The sequence below is a fragment of the Aporhodopirellula sallentina SM41 genome (assembly GCF_000346505.1).
Lineage (GTDB): Bacteria > Planctomycetota > Planctomycetia > Pirellulales > Pirellulaceae > Rhodopirellula > Rhodopirellula sallentina.
This window is the reverse complement of the sequence record NZ_ANOH01000209.1, coordinates 1-20,725: the sequence shown is the minus strand read 5'-3', so window position 1 is coordinate 20,725 and position 20,725 is coordinate 1. Positions and strand designations below refer to the sequence as shown.

Sequence of the window (20,725 nt, the reverse complement as noted above, 5' to 3'; positions counted from 1 at the left end):
CGGATACATCCCCATCCCCTCATCACGAAAGACTCCTATGACAAAGTCAAAATCTCGCCGCGGTTTTACCTTGGTAGAACTGCTGGTCGTCATTGCAATCATCGGTGTGCTCGTCGGTCTTTTGCTTCCCGCCGTACAAGCGGCACGTGAGGCAGCGAGACGAATGAGTTGCAGCAACAACTTCAAGCAACTCGGCTTGGCGATGCACAACTACCACTCCGCCTACAACCGCCTTCCGATGACGCTCGGCGGAACGAACGCAATCAACGATGGTGTCAACTCACGCAACGATCCGCAGTACTACACCGCTCCGACTGCGAACAGCCGCATGTTCCTCAATTGGTTAGTACCTCTGACCCCGTTCTTTGAACAACAGGCCATCTGGGAACAAATATCCAACCCGATGCAAACGAACAATGGCATCGTTCAAGCAATGGGGCCATCCCCAGTCATGCTGCTCGCTCATCACGGAACGGACAACGTCTACGAACCGTGGTTGACGACAATCCCAACTCTTCGCTGCCCCAGCGATCCAGGAACAGGCTTGCCCGCCCAAGGCCGAACGAACTATGCCTGGTGTGCCGGCGACAGTGCGCACCATGGTGATATCGGTGCGATCAACGACTACAACGATCCGCCATCTTCGGATCAGGCCGATGAAATCCGCGATTCGCAGCGTGGCATGTTCGTCCCGCGACATCAAACGGCCTTTCGTGACGTATTGGATGGTTTGTCGAACACCATCGCGGCGGGTGAAATCATTTCCGACCTTGGCGATCGCGACAAGCGATCGGAGTTTGGCAATGCGGGCAATAGCAACCGTGACGCTCGGTTCTTCACCGCCGCAGGTCGCGCGGTCGTCTGCCAACCGATGGTCGACACAGAACGGCCGCAGTTTTGGGACTCGGGCGCGAGCACCGATACGAATGCCGAGCGAAAACGTGGATACAAATGGGCATACGGGATGATCGGCTACAGCGGATTCAATACGATCCTCCCGCCCAACCGTGAAGTCTGTGTTGCCGGCGGTGAATCGGGATCAGGTTCTTTGCCACCTAGCAGCCGTCACCAAGGTGGCGTGCATATCCTGATGGGTGACGGAGCGGTGAAGTTCATCACCGATTCCATCGAATCAGGCAACCTCAACAGCGCTCAGGTCTCCGACCGTGGCGATGGTTTGCCGCCGGGAACGGCGAGCCCCTTCGGTCTGTGGGGATCGCTCGGTACCCGTGCAAGCCGCGAAGTGATCGACCAAGAGTTTTGATCGTGACTCAACGCAGCCTGCCAATCGCCGCAAATCGATCCTCTTCCTGAATCGCTAGTTTTCACGTCGCTCGGGGAAGTCCTCGAGCGACACGTACTCGAAATCCCCAACCTTCCACGACCCATCTATGAAAATTCATTCGCGATCGCTCACCCTACTCTTTTCCGTTTTCCTGATCTGCTCAGTGGCCGGTTGTGAAACAAAAACCGAGGTCACCAGCGGCAATGAAATTGGCGACTACCTTTCCGAACATCCCGAACTCGTCGAAGCCGCCGAGCAAGCCGGAAAAGAACTCAACGAAGAAAGCAAAACTCGTTAGAGCGTTCTCCAAATGACATGGCCGATGTCGCCAGACTTCGATGGTTTGAATTCTGGCGACATCAACAGCCGAGATCCGACACGTCAAAACCGAGAGTGAAGTCGAGTGCGCAGCCAATTCGGCTGCCTCGCTACCGTCAGCATTAAATCACGACTTGCCTGCCCTAACAAATCAACGCACCTACTTCTTTGCGTTGCCCTTTTTCTTCTGTTTCAGGTAGGCCGCGTTTGGGTTCGGTCGCGTTCCGGGTGCGTCGTGCTCGGTCGCGTGCAAGTCAAACGGTTCGATGGTTTCCGTCAAACGCTCACGCTCGGCACGATGCAATTCCAATGCGTTGTCCCACTCTTTGATCTCCGGAAAGCTGATCAAATCGTCGGGTAGATTCCGCACATCCCACCAACGCCCGCGTCCATCTTTCATCAAATACTGGCTGCGGATCAATTGCTCGGCGCCCCGGTAGGCATAGATCCAATCCCGATGAGTGCGTTTGTCCGTCATCAGGAACGGCCACAAACTCTCACCATCGATCGGGTAGTCGCTCGGAATCTCCACTCCGACGACGTCGGCAATCATCGGTAGGAAATCCGCTAGGTTGACGAGGACATCTTGCCGACCGTGTTTGGTCATTCCGGGGGCGTAGATGATCAACGGCACATGTGTTCCCTTTTGCCGGTCGGATTGGTGTTTCCCGTAGCCGCTCGTTCCGTTGTCAGCACAAAAGATGATGATCGTGTTGTCGTCGATGCCCATCTCAGCAAGCTTCTTTCGATACAACCACATCTGGTAGTCGAGATAGTTCACGTGATGATGGATCCCCGGTTCGGTGACGGTACCGTGCGTGTCGTAGACTCCATCGTCACCGGTAATTTTCGTCGGCACGCGCGAGTACCCGGTGCCGTCCCATTTTACGACCGGCGTCCCAGGCCACTTGGTGTTCATATCCGGGTGCAGCCAATCAAACGCATCGTGGCCGAGGTGAGAACAGTGATAGACAAAGAACGGTTTATCGGCCGCATGTTGCCGCTGCATGTATTCGAAAACGAACTGCAATTCCACATCGGGACCATAAGTGTGAGGCCCAAAAGACTCGCGTGATTCGGGCGTGTTCGGCCACCACTCCATCTTCTTTCGGGATTCAGGCTTCTTTCGGGATTCAGGATGGTTCATCAGACGGACGTGTGGATACCAATACCAACCGTGCTGCCAATAGGTATCCGCTGGCTCGCCGGTGTCGACGTTGATCAACACGCGTTCGCCATTTCGCTTCACATAGGCGTGTTTGAAATCCGTGTATGGGTTGTCGCGATCGGTCAGCTTCCCTGGGGTGAAACAACCTTCATCGAAGCCGAACTTTTGCAGATCGCCCGCCATCTGCGTCTTGCCGGCCCAAAATGTTCCATAGCCCGCCTGCCGAGCAATGTGACCGATTTGCAACGGAGAACTTTCGTACAACGGCCACTTCTCGTAGGTCCCATCCTCTCGTTGAACTTCGCCGATATCCCGATTGGTCCACCACTTGTGACGGTGAGCGTATCGTCCGGTCATCATCATCGCACGACTCGGCGAACAAACCGTGGCCGCCCAAGTCGTCGTGACCCAACAACCGTCTTCGGCCAACTGCTCGAGGACCGGCGTCGTGGCGCGGTACTTCAGGTCGCTCGTGTCGCCACCCTCCGGCGGACTCCACACGTTCGAACCGTACAGCGGCAGTTCACGGGCGCTGATGTCGTCAGCGAACAGCAAAATGATGTTCGGTTTGTCGGCAGCCTCGACCGCTCGAAAACTCAGAACCGCCATCAACATCAACAGAATACGACACATCTCAAGCTCATGGGGACAGTGATTTAAAAGGCTGTACGCAAATCGGCACAGAGTATCTCAATTCGATCGATGCGACACGCATCCTTCGCACGCTCGTGACCGCGATCAACCGAACACGCGGCGTGACGACTCCATAGACCTGCAAGAACCGGGCGACCGTAATCGACACACATAGGAAATGAACCGAGTCGTTCAAACGTCAACAGAAAGTGCTGCGTCATAACGGCGCAATCGCTCTGCACGGATATTTTGCACTGGATGGCTACGCTGCACTGGATTGCCCGTTCTCAATCGTCCTGCACACCGAACAAACGCAACCAGATTCCATAGAGCACGAAGCGTCCAAAGAACCGCAGCGACATGTTGACAGTTTGCCAAGATCGATCATTGATATTCAGTCAACGATGACCGAGACTATCACTCGACGACAATCTCTCGACGAGGAACCACAACGGTGCCACAACGGTGCCACAACGGTGCCACAACGGTGCCACAACGGTGCCACAACGGTGCCACAGAGTACCGCGACATAGGAACCACAGAGTGCCGCGACATAGGAAACAGTCGCGTTCGTCTTGGCAGTCTCCCCCCGCCATTCCCCACCTCCGAAACGCCGCTCGCGTTTCCAATGGAGCCGATCGATGCCACGCCCAAAACCTTTCAATACCAGCCGTCGTCAATTCCTTTCGTGTGCCACCGCAACGACTGCGGCCGCGATGATTCCGTACACGTTCACAACGAACACCGCGTTCGCTCAATCCAAAAAATCAGGACTGCGATTTGCCCTCATCGGTGTCGGCGGAAACGGCACCCGCACCGCGCCGGTTGGCAAAGAGTTTGCCGATCTCGTCGCGTTGTGCGACGTCGACTCGCGTCATTTGGATCGCGGCAATGCGATGTTATGCGACGGCGAGGCGGACCTGTACAGCGATTACCGCGAAGTGCTTGCGCGTGATGATGTGGACGTCGTGCAAATCTCAACGCCGGATCATTGGCACACCAAAATCCTCATCGAAGCGATGCGAGCCGGCAAAGACGCGTACTGCGAAAAGCCGCTGACGCTGACGATCGACGAGGGCAAACTGATCCGACGCGTGCAAAAGGAAACTGGCCGGGTCGTCCAAGTCGGAACGCAACAACGCAGCAGTTTTAACTTGTTCAACAAAGCCCTCGCGATCATCGCGGACGGGCGTCTGGGCAAATTGAAAAAGATCACCGTTGGAATCGACTCGGGAGGTTGGAGCCCGGAGATCCCTGTAGCGGAGGTCCCCAAAGAACTCGACTGGGACCGTTGGCTCGGGCCAACTCCCACGATGGAGTATCGCTATCTCGAGGATTCCAAGCGTCGCTACACGAACGGTCATACGCACTTTCGCTGGTGGTACGAACACTCCGGTGGAAAGCTCACCGACTGGGGCGCTCACCATGTCGATATCGCAATGCTCGGTATCGACGCAGCCGGACAAAACAGCGATCCGGCTTCGGTCAGTGGGACCGCCGTACACGACGTTGAGTTTGTCGACGGCATGCCGGTCCAACACAACCGGTACAACACCGCCCGCCAATTCGATCTCAACGTTGCCTTCGCAGACGGTGACGTGACGATGAACATCCGCCACGATGTTGACAACGGGCTCCTGTTCGAAGGCGAACGGGGACGCATCTTCGTCAGCCGTGGCAAACTCGTTGGTAAACCGGTCGAAGAACTCCAATCCAAACCGCTGCCCGAAGATGCCGTCGCAAAGGTCTACCGTGGCATGCCGATGATCGGCAACGATCGCCCCGCGCACTGGGCAAACTTTATACACTCGATCGAACACCGAACCCTGCCAATTTCGGACGTTCACTCGCACATGAAGATGCTCAACGTCTGTCACTTGGCCGGAATCTGCTGCCGTCTCGGACGTACCATCCAGTGGGATCAAGCGACCGAGATGATCGTCGGTGACGACCAAGCCGCCGCGATGATGAGCCGTCCATACCGGGAAGGTTTCGAAATCGAAGGCTAGTAGATTTCGGTAGCAAATTATCTGGGTTCACCCGTAGCGAAAGTCGCCAACGGGCTGTTGATTTACTCGTTAAACGCAATACCGTTCAATTTTCGTTTAACCCGTGCCCGAAGGGTAGGTTGTGTTCCGTCAAGCGTCGCCTACGGCTACCGGTTAAACGAAAACAGGTTGACTCTTGATTAAATCGACAGCCCGCCAAGACTTCCGGTGCTTGCTACCCCTCGCTGAAACTCTTGGCGAGTTTCACTACCCGAAGATGTCGTTCCGGCTCACTGCAAAAAGATTCCAACAAACTACCCACCGAGTTACAGTTCCTACCTACGTCCCTCCCACTCCATTCTTCCCTCCAAAAATCCCCACCTGCAATCACCCATGAACACCTCTCTCCTGAGCATCGCTGCCTACATACTCCTCGCGGTCACGCATCCCAACGTTGACCATGACTCGTCGAACTCCAAGGCGTACGCGCCTGCCATCAAGCACATTTCGACTTTACCGGAACCACCCAAGGGATACCGATGGGCAGTGAACCCGGACTTCACCGATGAGTTCGAAGGTTCGAAACTGAACCAAGAGAAATGGTTCTCCAAGAGCCCCTATTGGCGTAACGGTCGTCCGCCGGCCACTTTCAAAGCGGACACGGTTTCGGTTGGAGACGGCTTTCTGCGGATTCGAAACCGGCGTCTGATTCCTTCCGAAGGCAGCGACGGCAGACCAGGCGACAAGTACACGCTCGCCGGAGGAGCGGTCGCGTCAAAAAGCGATCAAGCGTGGTATGGCTACTATGAGACTCGCATGAAAGCATCGGCGACCCCGATGTCCTCGACGTTCTGGCTGAAGAATCTTCCCAAACCCGTTCGTTACATTCGTGAAGACGGAACCTATGTGGAAGAGTCACACCGCCAAGAACTCGACATCATCGAAACAATCGGCGCGCCAACCAAACTCGCAACTTGGAATCAACAGTTCAACGCGAACACTCATTATCAAGTCAACGTTCACGGCAAGAAGGATCCGCCGAACGTGAGCCAGGGAGGCCCGCGAAATCCACCGACCGAGATCCCCAACACCGCGGATGACTTCCACACCTACGGCGTTTGGTGGGTCGATGCAAACACCATGCACTTTTACCATGACGCGAAGTTCATGTTCACCGTGCATCCCAAAACCGACTACAACCCGCTGCCATTCGCCCGCCCCATGTACATGCACTTGGTAACGGAAACCTATGACTGGGAACCCGGATTGCCGACCGACGAAATGCTCAACGATGAGAGCAAAAACAGCACGCTGTATGACTGGGTCCGAGCATACGTCTTGGTGCGAGAGTAGTTCGCAAGAATGCGTCGCCCCACCCAAACATAGCCGAAGTCGCCAAGACTTCGGACGGAACATAAACCCGCCGAAACGCCCCCGCGGACCGGGAAATCCTGAACTCAGGCGAGTCCAACTACGGGAAGCACACTCGGCGTTTCAAAACTACCGGCCGAGCCAGGGCATGGCGTCGGCGCCGATGCGGTTGCGAACCGGTTCGGGCAGTGGGTTTTGATAGCTCGGCGGACGAGCACCTTGGTCGCTCGGTCCGATATCATCGAGAGGGTATGGGTCATGAACCACCGCGTTGGCCTGCTGTTGATTCATCGACCCGGCGGCTGGCAAAAACGATCGACCGCGGCATCCTGCGGCGACAACCGCGAACAAGAGGCACGAAGCGATCCCCAGATGGAACGTAGTGCGCATGGGATCTTCTTTCCGTGAAGGTGACTGAAATGGGAGTGATGGTGTCCGACGCCCTGCGATTGGGAGGTAGCGTTGGGCAAGACGACACCACTCGTTTCTTCGGAATATCGAGCCGTTCTTACTCAAACCAATTGCCTGGCAAGATACGAAGCCCTGCCAATCCGATCCGATCGACGCGGCCTTGACGATTGAAACAGATTTGCGTGCTCCGGGGGTCAGCCAAGTGTTCGACAAGACAATGGCGATTCGCGAACGACTTCCGCAAACCATATCGGTCGGTTCACGGCCAACGGACGTCTTTGCGATGACTGGTGTTGCTCGTCGCTATAGGTAACCGATTTCGCTCGTTCGACGCACTACTAGAACGAAAAATATCGCAGCCAATTTCGGAATCGCTGCCCGGGAACATAGGCAACCGGTTGGCCCCACAGCCCCTGCCCCACTTGGACCGGCAAGGTTTCCTGTCCGAACGTCACAAGGCTTCCGACCGGGGCAGCCGAAGGCGGAGTCGTCACGGCCGTGGTTGGCGGTGGCGTCACGGTGTACGAAGGCATGGCGGCCGGCGCAGGGATTTGCGCCGGCGGTGGAACATAGGTGCCGGCGTATCCGGTGGGCATCACCTCGCCGCATCCACACGTATCCCCATACGGACTCATTGCGGAGTAGTTACTCGCCGGCGTGATCAATCGACAATCGCTTGCTGTGGCGAAGCCTCCGTTGGACAACTGCGGAGGTGCGACGGGTTGGTAGTCCGCGATCGGCCCAGGGGAATTCGACAATCCGCCCGAGTTGAACGTGGACGGAGCACCACCGTTAGGTACCGCTCCCGGGGTGGGCAGCGAACGAGGCGTCGTCACATTCGAGGGAGCCGACGTCGAAGGTGGTGCCGTGAATTGCGGTTGGCTCGTCGCGGGGGCAGTTTGCAAATTGGGTACCGTCATCGCCGGCGGCGTGTTCAATGGCGGAGGCGTGAATTCGCTAGGTGCGGGAGCCGTTCCGCCTCCCGGTGGCAACGCAAATCCGCCCGACTGCATCGATACCTGACGAACGTTCCCGTCTGTTCTTGTCGCTGAGCCTGTCGAGAAGTTCGCGTGACGCGGGTAGGTTTCTTGGTCGCGGTAGGCCGTTTCGGCGTAGCGTTTCTCGCTCTGAAATTGGTCGACCGCACTGGGGCTGCCGATCGGACGAAACGGCAAACCTGACGTTTCGGCGTGCAAGGTATGCGTTCCCACCGGGCTCGAGCCGACGAAGCTCCATAGGTAGAAAAACGTACCGAACAACAGGACTTGAAACAGTCCAAGTGAATCCTTTTTCCGTCGCATCCGTTTCCGCCGCATCGTTTCGCTCCTTCTTCGCAGTTCCATCTTCTGCGTCTCACCACAACGATGAGCCGAATCTGCCTGCACGTTTTCGCGTGTTTGCGAAAAGTCAAGTGAAATCTTCGCGATGTCCGACAGAAAAATCCCGGCACAGCATGAAACACTTTCGTGAAACATTAGGGCCACGCATGTTTCTACTGACAAACGCTCTCCTACGTTGCGTTAGCAAGAAACACCGCAAGATAACAACCCGAATACCGGCTCGCTGGATTCCATCACACACGAACCGCCCCGATGCCCGACACTTGCGCGGCGTTGAAGACGCCGCATGAAACAAACCACCGTGAAACCTGCAGGTCTTGCTGCGGCCACGGCAAGATCGAGTTCGCTATCGATCACTGATTGGTGCGAGAGCGTCCGCGAGAATTTCGATCGGGTGCATCGCCTTCCTGCCGGTTCCGTCGAGGATCTGATGCCGGCACGAAGTCCCCGCGGCCGCGATCAACGTGTCGGCAGCGGCCGCTCGCACCGCCGGCAGCAAAACCAACTCTCCGATTTTCATCGACACATCGTAGTGCTCACTTTCGTACCCGAATGCCCCTGCCATCCCGCAACAACCGCTCCGGATCAGCGACGCGGTCGTCTGCGAAGGCAATTCAAGAACTCGCAACGTTGGTTGCAAACTCGAGAGCGTCTTCTGGTGGCAGTGGCCGTGCACCAAAATCGTTCGCGGCGTGTCGTCGAATGCCTCGGATGTGACACGACCGGAGCCCACCTCCTGTTCCAACCATTCATCGAACAATAAGCAGCGAGTCGCGAGTAATTCAGCTTGCTCCTTGAGGTCGTCACCCACCAACTGCGGATACTCATCGCGGAAGGACAGGATCGCGGACGGTTCGATCCCGACCAGCGGCGTTTCCTCCGTAACAACATCCATCAACATCTCAACGTTCTTTCTTGCGATCTCCCTCGCATCGCGCAGCAACCCTTTCGACAACGAACTGCGGCCGCTTTCAACATGGTCGGGAAGGCTCACTTCATAGCCGAGCGTTTCAGCCAACCGCACCAACGCGATACCAATTTCCGGTTCATTGTGATTGGTAAACTCGTCCACAAAAATCAAAACACGACGATCGTTGCTTCCCGCCCCGGGGACCTTCTGCTCTCGCTTCTCAAACCAACTGCGAAACGTTTGCCGAGCCACTTTGGGAATGCTGCGGTTGGGGTGAAAACCGAGAAGTCGGTTCACCGATCGGCGGATCAACGGCACGCTCATGAAACCGTTCACGACCGACGGAGCCATACCGAGCAGCGATTGTATTTTGACGAAGTTCGCGACCATCCGTGCACGCCGCGGGACACCGTTTGCATCATAGTAGTGTTGCAGGAACTCGGCTTTCATCTTTCCCATGTCCACCGTCGACGGACACTCCGACTGGCACCCTTTGCACGAAAGGCAGAGATCCATCACCTCCTTGATCTCCTCGCTATCGAAAGGGTTCAGCTTTTTCGACGTGGTCAGGATTTGCCGAAGCGTATTGGCTCGTGCCCGAGTGGTGTCTTTTTCATTCCGCGTCGCCATGTAACTCGGGCACATCACGCCGCCGGTCAGGTGTGTCTTGCGACAATCTCCCGAACCGTTGCACATCTCGGCGGCGCGCAGTATTCCCTGGTTAGCGGAAAAGTCGAACACGGTCTGAATCGCTTCTCCCGACGTCTGTCCGGGTTCGTATCGCAACGAGGTGTTCATCTGCGGAGTGTCAACGATCTTTTCGGGATTGAAGATGCCTTCCGGATCCCAGACCTTCTTGAATTCACGCACGAGCGAATAGTTTCGATCGCCGATCATCTGCCTGAGAAACTCGCCGCGAAGTCTTCCGTCACCGTGTTCGCCAGACAACGATCCACGATACTTCTTGACGATCGCGGCAACCTCCGACGCCACCTGGCGAAAGAGCAACTTGCCTTCGGCTGTTTTGAGATTGATGATCGGCCGCAGGTGAATTTCGCCAGATCCCGCGTGCGCGTATTGCACGCATTCCAAACCAAACCGTTTCCGCAAACAAGCATTCACTTCCGCGATGTAGGCGGGCAGATCACGAACATCGACTGCGGTGTCTTCAATCACCGGCACAGTCTTCTCGTCACCGGGAATGTTCCCTAGCAGCCCCAAGCCCGCCTTTCTGAGATCCCAAACCCGGTTGCCCTGTTCGCCAAAGAGAACGGGAAAGTGATAGCCTAGCCCCGCGGCTTTCATCTCTCCGGCGATCCGATCGGCAGTCGCTCGCACCTCATCCTCCGTATGACCGCGGACTTCGGTAACCAAGATCGCAGCGGGATCGCCCTCGATGAAGAAACGATTCTGACGATGCTCGATGCTTCGCCGCGTGCAGTTCAAAATGACCTTGTCGATCAACTCACACGCGTCAATGTCGTGTTGAACGGCGACCAACGTCGCATTGAGGGCTTCCTCGACACTGCGAAAGTGAACACACATCAATCCCGAGCATGGCGGACGGAGTGGCAGGATCCGCAGTTTGATCTCCGTTGCCAAGAACAGAGTCCCCTCACTGCCGGCGATCAAACGACAGAAGTTAAACGGCTTCGCGGTGGTTCCGCTTGCCTCGTTAGCTCGTTCATCAGCAGTCGATGAACTGTCGTAGTTGCTGTCGGTTTCTTGAGACCGACCAAAGACGTCGGCGTCCATCAGCAGATCCAACGCGTAGCCCGTATTGCGTCGACGGATCGAGGAATTGGGAAACTCTCGAGTGATCTCCTCTCGCACATCCGTATCACTCAGGCGATCACGCGCGTGCCGGTAGAGCCGTCCTTCGAGTGTCGATTTGTTTTCGCACTTTTCCGCGAAATGGCTCACCGTCATCTCGGAAAATTCGACTTCACTGCCGTCGGACAAAAACCCGCTGACCGCGAGAAGGTGATCCCGCGTGCTGCCGAATTTGATGCTGTTGCTGCCGCACGAATTGTTGCCGACCATCCCACCGATCATGGCGCGGTTCTGAGTGGATGTTTCCGGGGCGAACCAGAACCCGAGCGGCTCGAGGTGCGCGTTGAGTTCGTTGCGAATGACTCCTGGTTGCACACGCACCCAACCCTCGTCCGTGTTCACCTCGAGAATCCGTGTGAAGTGCCGCGAAACGTCCACAACAATTCCATCGCCAACAACCTGACCGGCCAACGATGTTCCCGCGGTGCGTGGGATCACCCCGATCCGATGCTTTTTCGCAAACCCGATCAACGTGGCGATGTCTTGGTCGGATTTGGGTATCGCGACCGCGGCAGGCATTTCCTGGTACGCAGACGCATCGGTCGCGTAGATTCGCCGCATCAGATCCCCCGTGTGCAATTCGCCCGCGATTGCGCCGGCGAGTTGGATCCAATCAGACGAGGTCGGGCGAGCTTCGGAGGATGGCTTCATCGATGCAAGTTCCGTCAGGTGAGGCAACACAGCGCACCAAACCGACGCGCTGCGCACAGATCATGAGTGTACCCAAGATCGATGTTCCGGCCTCCCTGACACGCGGTTTCGTTTTTCAGGTTCCGATTGGTTCGGACCGGCTGTGGGACTGTGAACTTTTTTGCGGGAACGCGCCTCGGTTCTTTTCAAAATCGGCCAGTATGAAAGCCCCCCTTCGCATACCAATCGTCCGAGCGGCGTTGGCCGGCGTTAACCCGATCCACGGCTGGTAGGATTTGTCATTTTCCATGCTGTGCTTCGGCGGTGCCGGTCCTTGGCACTCATTGATCAGAACACGATAATTAGAGGAGCATCGTCGCCCCTTGGACATTGTCAGTCCCATCCCTATTGCGAGCGATTCAACCATGAGCGTTGCCTACGAAATTCAGCGATTGACCGAACTCCGGGATCGCGGTGAGTTGACCGAAACGGAGTTTCAGGAAGCCAAGGCTCGCGTGCTCGCCGGCGAACCGCAGCGTTTCTCCATGCCGAGTGCGTCCGCAAACCAAATGGCGATGCTCTTACACATGTCGCAGTATTTGGGATTTGCGTTCCCGATACTCGGATTCGCGGTACCGATTTTGATTTGGCAACTCAAGAAGGACGACATTCCCGAAATGGACATCCACGGCCGAATTGTCGCGAACTGGTTGCTCTCCTCACTGATCTATTCATTGATCTGCGTCTTGCTTCTTTTCGTTGTCGTCGGTTTCTTTGGATTCATGATCCTCGCGATTTTGTCGCTACTCTATCCGGCAGTCGGCGCCATCAAGGCCAATGAAGGGCGACCGTGGGACTATCCCGGTAGCATCCATTTCTTCTAATGAAAGCCATTCGAAACCGGACCGATCGAAAGAAAACGGGTCTTCGGGTACGATTTATTTTTTGAGCCCACCATCTTTGCAAGAGAACCTCTCCAACATGATTCGCGTTGCCCTGATCGGTTCGACTGGATACACCGCCCTCGAAGTCGCTCGGATTCTTCTGTCGCATGAAAAAGCGGAGCTGACGATCGCGACCAGTCGGTCGGACGAGGGGAAGCCGCTTTCGGAAATCCACCCTTCCTTGGCCGGTCGATGCGACGTCGCTTTGCAACCTTTCGATCCCAAAACGATTGCCGAGAATGCCGACGTGGCGATGTGTTGCCTGCCGCACGGGGCCTCGGCCGAGAGCGTCCGCGACTTGGCGTTGGCGGGCATCCGCGTGATCGATTTCAGCGCGGACTTTCGACTTTCGTCCGTTCCGCTCTACGAAAAATGGTACGGCGTGACTCATCCGTGGCCCGATCGCGTGGGCAACGTCGTGTACGGCATGCCAGAATTCTTCGGCGATGAAATCGCCAACGCCGATGTGGTCGCCAACCCTGGTTGCTATCCGACGTCGGCCATCATGCCGTTGGCCCCGCTCGTCAAAGCCGGACTGATCGAAGCGGACGACATCATCGTCGATTCCAAGAGCGGTGTCAGCGGAGCGGGCCGTTCACCGAAACTCGGTACCCTGTACTGTGAAGCTAACGAGTCGATCGCCGCGTACGCCATCGCCTCGCATCGTCACGGCCCGGAAATGCAGGATCTGATTCACCGCATCGCGGACAAAACGGTCAACGTTCTTTTCACCCCGCACCTGACACCGATGGACCGCGGGATTTTGTCGACCATCTACGCTCGACCGGTGCTGCAGGACAACGATACCGTCGAAAGTGTCTCATCCCGTTTGATGGCTCAACTGCGTGACACATACCGCGACCATCCGTTCGTGCATGTCGTCGATCACCTTCCGGCAACGAAGCACGTTGCGATGACGAATCATGTCCAGATGACGGTTCGCGTGTCGGGTAACGAAGATCAGCCCGGCCGGGTGATTATCGTTTGTGCCATCGATAACCTTTCGAAAGGCGCCAGCGGTGCGGCGATTCAAAACATGAACGTGATGTTCGGCATCGACCAGATGACAGGACTGTGAGCGGCGAAGCACTCAACCAGCTTTCCTTGGACGATCAGGGTTGGCCGGTGTGGCCGCCCAACGATCCGGCAGTCTTTCAGTCGCTCCAGCATATCTGGGATGAAGGCGAATGGGGCAGGTACCACACAGACCTGCATTCGCGGTGCGCCGAACAATTCGCAAACCTCTGCCGGGTCAACGATCGGTGGACCACGCACGACTCGTCTCCCTGGCACCGGCATGCGGATCGCATTCAACGCGACATCAACGTTCGACTGTGTTCGAGCGGTTCGGCGGCCGTCGAACTTTCCCTTCGAGGCGTAGGCGTCAAACCAGACGACGAGGTTATCGTCGCGGCCTACGACTACCCTGGCAACTTTCGCACGATCGAGTTGCTCGGCGCCAAACCGGTGCTCGTTGATGTGCGAGAGAACGGCGTCACGATCGATCCAGCCTCGCTCGAGCAGATCCACTCGGACTCGGTCCGGGCCGTGATCGTGTCGCATCTTTATGGCGAACTGGCTGACGTGCTCTCGATTCGCAAAATCTGCGATGAACGCGGATGGCATTTGATCGAGGATGCCTGCCAAGTCCCCGGTGCCGGTTGGCGCAGCGGCAGCGGCAGCGGCAGCGGCAGCGGCAGCGGCAGCGGCAGCGGCAGCGGCAGCGGCAGCGGCAGCGGCAGCGGCAGCGGCAGCGGAAATGACTCTTCCGATGAGAGCCACGACACAGACGCCGACTTTGTTCCCGTCGGAGCACTCGCCGATGTCGTCGCCTACAGTTTCGGAGGCAGCAAACTGCTGTCGGCAGGAAACGGTGGCGCCGTCGTGACGCGCGACCCAAGAGTTGCGGCGCGGTTGAAGTCGCATGTCGATCGCCCGAGCGATGCGTACGCCTTTTCTGCTCTGCAATCCGCCGTGCTTCTGCCTCAGCTTTCCACACTGCGAGGCTACAACGAACGACGCACCGCCATGGCCATTCGCATGAACTCGCGCAATTGGGATCCCCTGAACGCTCATCCGGCGTGCGAGATCCAGCCTGACGTGCCAGCCGCCATCTATAAGTACGCGTTGTTTGCAAACCCCGAACAGCAAGATGAACGCGAACGCTTGATCGAACAACTGCGTCGCATCGGGTTGCCGGTCGGGAAGGGATTTCGCAGCCTGCACGCCACGAGTCCCCGACGCAGCAGCAAACCGGTTCCACTGGACCACTCGAGAGCACTCGGGGAAAACTGCGTCGTGATCGATCACCGTGCGCTGCTCGCAAACAATTTGATCGAGCGGCTAGAGCATCTTGAGCAAAGATGAGGGAAGTAGGTCCGGTGCGTTGAACAGACCGGGACGCAGGAAACCCGCTTTACGAAACGCAATTGCATTAAAGAACGGAGCGATTGGCGGATAGCGTGGATGGAACGGCCTGTCCCCGTACATGCCATCACCCGTTGAGCTCTTATTACGAACCGAATGCACAAAGCTCCAAAGGGGCGGAGCTGTGTTGCTCACGCAGGGCCGTTTGAAATCGTCCGGTGGGAAGCAGACCAACATGGTTCGAAAAATTGGTGTCGACGACTTCGCCGTGCAGCGAAAGACGCACCGACCACGCCCACTCACTACTCTTGCTGACTGGCTCGTCGTAGGCGATCCATGATCGCGATTCCGATTCCTGTTTCCTCACAGGGCACCACTTCGATCCGGTCGAATTGGCCTTCGTCGGCTTTTCGAAGCGCCCCGTACAATTCGAAGGCGGCTCTTTCGAGGCGCCCGTCACTGGCGAGCGTCCAAACCTCTGACGCGCCTTGACTGACCTCTCTTGTGAGCGGTCCAAAGACGATTCGCAGCACCCGTGGTGCGGGGACGGTCGTATTTTGTGGCAATTCACTGTTTTGCTCAGCAAAGCCGGAATCGTTCGAAAGCAAAACGACCGGCGTGTTGGGTGAATAGTGTTTGGCGAATTGACCGGGCGCTGCCACGAAGGATTCCTTCGCCACGGGTGACGCGTCACCTGAATCGGAAGATTGAATTTGTCGCGGGGCACCGACGGGTTCGCCTAACGCTTCGGAAAGTTGCTCGGCGGAGAGCCCGCCACTGCGAAGAACTCTCGGGGATGACGACGCGTTACCCAGAAACAAGATGGTCGACTCCAGCCCGACGCGGCACAGGCCTCCGTCCAGGACCATGGCAACCTCTTCACCGAGTCCTTCGGCGACGTGCTCCGGCGCGGTCGGGCTGATATAGTTCGATCGATTCGCGCTGGGAGCGGCGACCGGAATCGGTCGACTGGCGAGCCGTTTGAGTTCGCGGAGCAGTTCGAGTGCCACGGGATGATCGGGCACCCGAACGGCCACGGTATCCCCGCCCGCGGTCACGTGATCCAGGATCTGCGAATCGCGAGGACCGACTACGGTCAGTGGCCCCGGCCAGAACCGGTGAACACGTTTGAGACGTGCGGCGATGATTCCCGACGCATCGATATCGAAAAGGTGTTCGGCATCCTCCACGTCCGCAACATGCAGGATCAACGGATTCGAACGCGGCCGATTCTTAGCGGCGAAGATTTTGTCGACCGCGGATTCCATGTCGCCACGCGCCGCCAACCCATAAACCGTTTCGGTCGGCATTCCGATCAGTTTGCCTTCGAGGATCGCGTTCGCTGCACGCGCAATCGATTCGCTCGACGGAGGACAGATGAGTGATCGGAACAACGACTTGGAACGGCTCATAGCCGCCTAGCTTACCAAGGTCTCCGAAGAAATGTGAGGGACCCCAGAGCCGACAGCGTCGCCGCTGCTCTCCCCCTGCACGACCACCGAAGGCAATTCGACAACGAACGTCGACCCTTTGCCCGGAATGCTGTCTACCCGCACGCTGCCGCCCAACGCGATCGACAGATTCTTGACAATCGCCAGCCCGAGTCCCGTGCTCGACGTTGCCATTTCGGCGCTCTTGGAACCCCGGTAGAACCGCTCGAAAATTTTTGTCTGATCCTTTTCCGCGATGCCAATGCCCGTGTCCGCGACGATCAACCGCCACCGGTCCGTGGCCTGTTCGAGACGCACATCGATACGTCCTCCCCGAGGCGTGTAGCGAATCGCGTTGCCGACCAAGTTATTGGCAATCGTGAGCGCCGCCTCCCGGTCGGCAAGCACCTTCGCGGAGTTGCCGTCGTCGTGGAACATCAACTCTAGCCCGCTGGCTTCGGCGACCGGCGTGTAAGTGCGAATCGACTCAGCAACGGATTCACGCAGCGAGATGCTCGCGATGTTCATCTGCGCGCGACCGGACTGCGCCCGCGCGAGTTGCATCATGTCGGCGACTAAGCGTTCGAGGCGGAGACACTGCGCGGTGATCGAGTTCATGAAGTGGATCGCCATGTCCGGATCGTCGGCCGCGGCAAGCTGTACCGTTTCGGCATACCCCTTGATGGCAGCCAACGGAGTTTTCAGTTCGTGGGAAACGTTCGCAATGAACTCGCGCCGCATTCCCTCGAGTTTTCTCGCTTCGGTTTCGTCACGCAGCGACAATTGAACTTTGACGGATTCACCGTCGTCGATCACGTCAGCGCGAATCCGCAGCGGCAGCACCACCTCGCCACGATGAAATTCGATCACCGCCTCCTGAGGTTGCCGCTCGCTCGTCGCCAATCCGATCAGACGGGTCAGCTTCGGTTGCCGAACCCAATCGCCGATCGAACGACCGAGCAGTGGCTCACGTCCCTCCAGTCCCAACAACCGAACCGCCGATGGGTTGATCAGCAGGATCGATAATTCGGACGACAAAACAACAACGCCATCGATCAACTGCAACAACGCCGACGCACCGAGGCGTGACTGGGCCTCGAGCGACTTCAATTCTCGGCGGGCCTTCGCGGCCGCGTCACGCGAGTCCGACTCCACCGTTTGGATCTTTCGAATCGCCATCGCGTCCCGCCCGGCACTCCGCCTGGCGAGAATAAACATGGCCAGCGACGCAACGATCGCGATCACCCACCCGGGGACAGATAACACCGCTAACACGGCCACCAGTCCAATACTCAGCCACGAGCACGGATCGGTCGCGACGGAGGGTCGCATTGCGTCGTGCCTTAAGCTGGATACAGACATTCAATCGTCGTGAATCGAGTAGGATGGGGTGGGAGCCCGCGATCGGTTACCTTGAGAATACGATCCGAAGCACCGTTTGCTTGTCAGCCCGTTGGGCGGTGGCCCAGCAGCAGCTAACACGTTAGCGATGCCCGACTTTCGGACATGATCACCGAACCGGTGAACCTACGGTCGATCAAGGCGTCGTGGTTTTCGGATAGAATCGACAAGTCCTATTGTAGCTTCGGCCGGCAAACCTGACGAACGCGTAACACGGCTGTGCTTATTAATAACGTGTGAATTATGAATCCAGACCACGCCCAATCTCACCTAGACCACCACTTCCCGTCTCATCATGAGTCCGAAGAGTGGATCGGAGCGAAGAAGATCGAGATCCCGGTTCTGGCGGGAGGTTGCCTGGCCACCTTTTTGTCGGCGGTCATCACCAGTGGCCTGTTGGTCGCCAACGGAGCCTTGGTGATGGCGTTGTTGTCGACCGCCGCGGCAGCCGGAGTCGAGTGGGTCAACGGAGAACGACTGAGCCAGTTCATCTTGTTCGCGGCGCCGATCGGGTTGGTGATCCTGCAGTGGATGATGATCGACACCGTCCGGCGGATTTTGCACAAACGCCGATGGCGCCAGTCGGCCGGCTTCTAAGTCAAACGCGAAACTTAAAACGTTTTTGAGAATGACGTAGCGTAAGAATGACTTAGCCGATGTCGCCAGACTTCGGGGACCTAAATTCCGGTGGATGCCGCGACAACGATCGGACACACCAGATCTCAAAACGCTCACGGGAAACACACCACCCGCAAGCCGTCATTGTGGGACAAGGCCGCACACCAGACATGCGACGAAGTGGCTCTTTTCTGCCGAGTTTCGCGCCTCGGTATCGCTCGCTCGCGGCCTGTAGAACGGTCCGTCCGCGTCCAATTCACATGTCACGGACACCAAAAGACGGCAACTTTTCGGTTGCAGCGATCATTTTTCTCGTCGGCGACGTATGACCTGAGTTCGTCGATGTCTCGGACGAGATATCGCATTGACGGTGTCCCCTAGTAACGGTGTTTCCGAATGAGCAGTTCCTGGAATTTGGGTCGATTCGCTGGCATTGACGTGCGGGTGCACTGGACATTCATGTTGCTCCCGCTGTGGGTGTATTTCTCGAATTTGGCGTCCGGCAGCGGGGCTCTCGCGGCGACCGGATCCGTGTTGATGGTGCTGTGCGTTTTCGCATGCGTGCTGCTGCATGAATTCGGCCACGCCCTCACCGCACGACGTTTCGGGATTCCAACACGAGACATCACACTGCTGCCGATCGGCGGCGTCGCTAGCCTGCAACGCATGCCTCGCGAGCCCTGGAAAGAACTCGCCATCGCGGTGGCCGGACCTGCGGTCAACGTGGTCATCGCCTCGGTGATCTTCGCGACGCTCTGGCTCCTCTCGCCGCTCAGTGGAACCGTTGCCGCATTTCTGTACCAACTCGCCATCATCAACGTGGCGTTGGTGGTCTTTAACATGCTGCCTGCATTCCCGATGGACGGAGGCCGGGTTCTGCGTTCGATCCTCGCGATGCGTTTGCCTTACCTGCGAGCCACCGTCATCGCGGCTCGCGTCGGCCAACTGACCGCCGCCACCTTCGGGTTGCTGGGATTGATCGGCGGTAACCTGCTGTTGGTTTTCGTTGCCGGCTTTATCATCCTGGCCGCCCAAGGCGAATCGCTACGTGCCCGGATGGAAACCGCAGGCGAGCGTCCTACACCGGAATCGCAAGCCAGCAACTCATGGAACTCGCCGTTCACACCGCCGTCCGATCAGGCCTCCAGTACGCATCCGAGCTACACGGATAGCTACGCCGAACACGATTCGAGTCAACGCGTCCGTGACCGGTTGTTGCGAGAAGCCGCTGGCCAACGTAGCCCTTCCACACCGCCTCCCAGCCACGAACAACACGCCCACGAACGTTCGATGCCCGTCATCAGCGCCCAGTGGAACTCCAAAAGTGCACTGGGATGGCTCGGCAGCGACTCGTTGGACGATTTTCTCGTTTCGAGCGGTGGCTCCGTGATCGGCGTGCTCCGAAAGAGCGACCTGCGTCACGCTGTCAAGAATGGCCGCGGCGCCGTGACCATCGACCGATTGGTTGCCTCGGGCACGTTCCGCTTGCGCCCCATCGCGTGAGCGAATTTATCACGCGTTGCAAAGCTCAAACGCCTCGAAAGAATGACTCCACAAACCTCCGAGATGGTCGTTTGCGGAATCGATCAAAGAATGAGGTTGAGCCCCAGCACCACGCTGTCCTGGACCACGTCACGGTCGCTGACGGTGGTGATATCGATCAACGGAGCAAACCCGCTGCTGCGGACGTATTCAACCGACGCTCGACAGCGAGGACTGAACCGTTTTCCGTATCCGATCACCAACTGATTATTGAACTCAAACTCACTGCCCGACGGGCCTTGCTCACCCGAACTCCAACTAACGCTCGCGTGAGAACCGCACGGACCTCGGTCAAACCAATAGGCCGCTTCGGTACGATACGCAAAGACCTGCGACTGGGTTACCGGCCAATCGTCCGTCGTGGTGACGTACTCGCCGGCGAGAGTGATTCGGTCGATGTCCAATCTCGCGTTGACTGACCAGGCGCTGTTGTAGTCCTCGCCGAATTGATTTCGATCCAAGTGTTCTGCGGTAAACCCATCGTAGATGGTGCCTAGCAAGAAGCCGCCACCGAATTGCAGTTGCCGGTCGCGATA

Annotated in this window: 16 protein-coding genes; 9 read left to right on the top strand and 7 right to left on the bottom strand. The window is 57.5% G+C overall.

What is annotated here, in order from left to right; translation table 11 throughout:
• Window positions 1-37: 37 nt before the first annotated feature.
• Entirely contained in the window at window positions 38-1,264 is a 1,227-nt protein-coding gene (locus tag RSSM_RS13720) for a DUF1559 domain-containing protein (protein WP_008679611.1), read from the top strand.
• A 127-nt stretch (window positions 1,265-1,391) separates the two neighbouring features.
• On the top strand, window positions 1,392-1,583 hold the full coding sequence (locus RSSM_RS13715; RefSeq protein ID WP_008679607.1) for a hypothetical protein: 192 nt from the start codon (window positions 1,392-1,394) through the stop codon (window positions 1,581-1,583).
• 180 nt (window positions 1,584-1,763) lie between these two features.
• Here RSSM_RS13715 and RSSM_RS13710 read toward each other — a convergent pair whose 3' ends face one another.
• Window positions 1,764-3,404 (bottom strand): sulfatase-like hydrolase/transferase, encoded by a 1,641-nt coding sequence (locus RSSM_RS13710; protein ID WP_008679605.1) that lies wholly within the window; start codon window positions 3,402-3,404, stop codon window positions 1,764-1,766.
• A gap of 641 nt (window positions 3,405-4,045) precedes the next feature.
• Here RSSM_RS13710 and RSSM_RS13700 point away from each other — a divergent pair.
• Window positions 4,046-5,413 carry a Gfo/Idh/MocA family protein gene (locus RSSM_RS13700; RefSeq protein ID WP_008679602.1) on the top strand — a complete coding sequence of 456 codons (1,368 nt, stop codon included), beginning with the start codon at window positions 4,046-4,048 and terminating at the stop codon, window positions 5,411-5,413.
• Between the two features lie 372 nt (window positions 5,414-5,785).
• The gene (locus RSSM_RS13695) at window positions 5,786-6,745 is read left to right on the top strand and encodes a family 16 glycosylhydrolase (RefSeq protein ID WP_008679600.1); all 960 of its coding nucleotides are present in this window, start codon (window positions 5,786-5,788) and stop codon (window positions 6,743-6,745) included.
• A 147-nt stretch (window positions 6,746-6,892) separates the two neighbouring features.
• Here RSSM_RS13695 and RSSM_RS13690 read toward each other — a convergent pair whose 3' ends face one another.
• From RSSM_RS13690 to RSSM_RS13680, 3 genes are all read right to left on the bottom strand, one after another.
• Window positions 6,893-7,153, bottom strand: coding sequence for a membrane or secreted protein (locus tag RSSM_RS13690; RefSeq protein ID WP_236621139.1), 261 nt, complete (start codon window positions 7,151-7,153; stop codon window positions 6,893-6,895).
• Between the two features lie 359 nt (window positions 7,154-7,512).
• A complete protein-coding gene (locus RSSM_RS13685; protein ID WP_008679591.1) occupies window positions 7,513-8,649 on the bottom strand; it encodes a hypothetical protein in 1,137 nt (378 codons plus the stop codon).
• A 211-nt stretch (window positions 8,650-8,860) separates the two neighbouring features.
• Window positions 8,861-11,908: an FAD-binding and (Fe-S)-binding domain-containing protein gene (locus tag RSSM_RS13680; RefSeq protein WP_044302515.1), complete on the bottom strand. Its 3,048-nt coding sequence runs from the start codon at window positions 11,906-11,908 to the stop codon at window positions 8,861-8,863.
• Between the two features lie 404 nt (window positions 11,909-12,312).
• On the opposite strand from RSSM_RS13680, the gene RSSM_RS13675 reads away from it, so the two are divergent.
• The 3 genes from RSSM_RS13675 to RSSM_RS13665 all read left to right on the top strand — a co-directional run bounded on the left by RSSM_RS13675 (window position 12,313) and on the right by RSSM_RS13665 (window position 15,198).
• Window positions 12,313-12,771, top strand: coding sequence for a DUF4870 domain-containing protein (locus tag RSSM_RS13675; RefSeq protein ID WP_008679586.1), 459 nt, complete (start codon window positions 12,313-12,315; stop codon window positions 12,769-12,771).
• A 97-nt stretch (window positions 12,772-12,868) separates the two neighbouring features.
• On the top strand, window positions 12,869-13,909 hold the full coding sequence (argC, locus tag RSSM_RS13670) for an N-acetyl-gamma-glutamyl-phosphate reductase (protein WP_044302513.1): 1,041 nt from the start codon (window positions 12,869-12,871) through the stop codon (window positions 13,907-13,909).
• Complete coding sequence (locus tag RSSM_RS13665) at window positions 13,906-15,198, top strand: DegT/DnrJ/EryC1/StrS family aminotransferase (RefSeq protein WP_008679581.1); 1,293 nt, start codon at window positions 13,906-13,908, stop codon at window positions 15,196-15,198. The genes argC and RSSM_RS13665 overlap by 4 nt, the downstream gene beginning before the upstream one ends.
• A 302-nt stretch (window positions 15,199-15,500) precedes the next feature.
• Here RSSM_RS13665 and RSSM_RS13660 read toward each other — a convergent pair whose 3' ends face one another.
• Together RSSM_RS13660 and RSSM_RS13655 are read right to left on the bottom strand one after the other, a co-directional pair.
• Complete coding sequence (locus RSSM_RS13660; protein WP_008679576.1) at window positions 15,501-16,610, bottom strand: L-threonylcarbamoyladenylate synthase; 1,110 nt, start codon at window positions 16,608-16,610, stop codon at window positions 15,501-15,503.
• A 6-nt stretch (window positions 16,611-16,616) separates the two neighbouring features.
• The gene (locus RSSM_RS13655; protein ID WP_236621138.1) at window positions 16,617-17,960 is read right to left on the bottom strand and encodes a sensor histidine kinase; all 1,344 of its coding nucleotides are present in this window, start codon (window positions 17,958-17,960) and stop codon (window positions 16,617-16,619) included.
• A gap of 312 nt (window positions 17,961-18,272) precedes the next feature.
• On the opposite strand from RSSM_RS13655, the gene RSSM_RS13650 reads away from it, so the two are divergent.
• Window positions 18,273-18,626 carry a hypothetical protein gene (locus RSSM_RS13650; protein ID WP_008679571.1) on the top strand — a complete coding sequence of 118 codons (354 nt, stop codon included), beginning with the start codon at window positions 18,273-18,275 and terminating at the stop codon, window positions 18,624-18,626.
• Between the two features lie 417 nt (window positions 18,627-19,043).
• Window positions 19,044-20,150, top strand: a complete 1,107-nt coding sequence (locus tag RSSM_RS13645) for a site-2 protease family protein (RefSeq protein ID WP_044302511.1) — start codon at window positions 19,044-19,046, stop codon at window positions 20,148-20,150.
• Window positions 20,151-20,233: 83 nt separating this feature from the next.
• Here RSSM_RS13645 and RSSM_RS33735 read toward each other — a convergent pair.
• A partial coding sequence (locus RSSM_RS33735; protein WP_044302510.1) for a hypothetical protein occupies window positions 20,234-20,725 on the bottom strand: 492 nt, incomplete at its 5' end.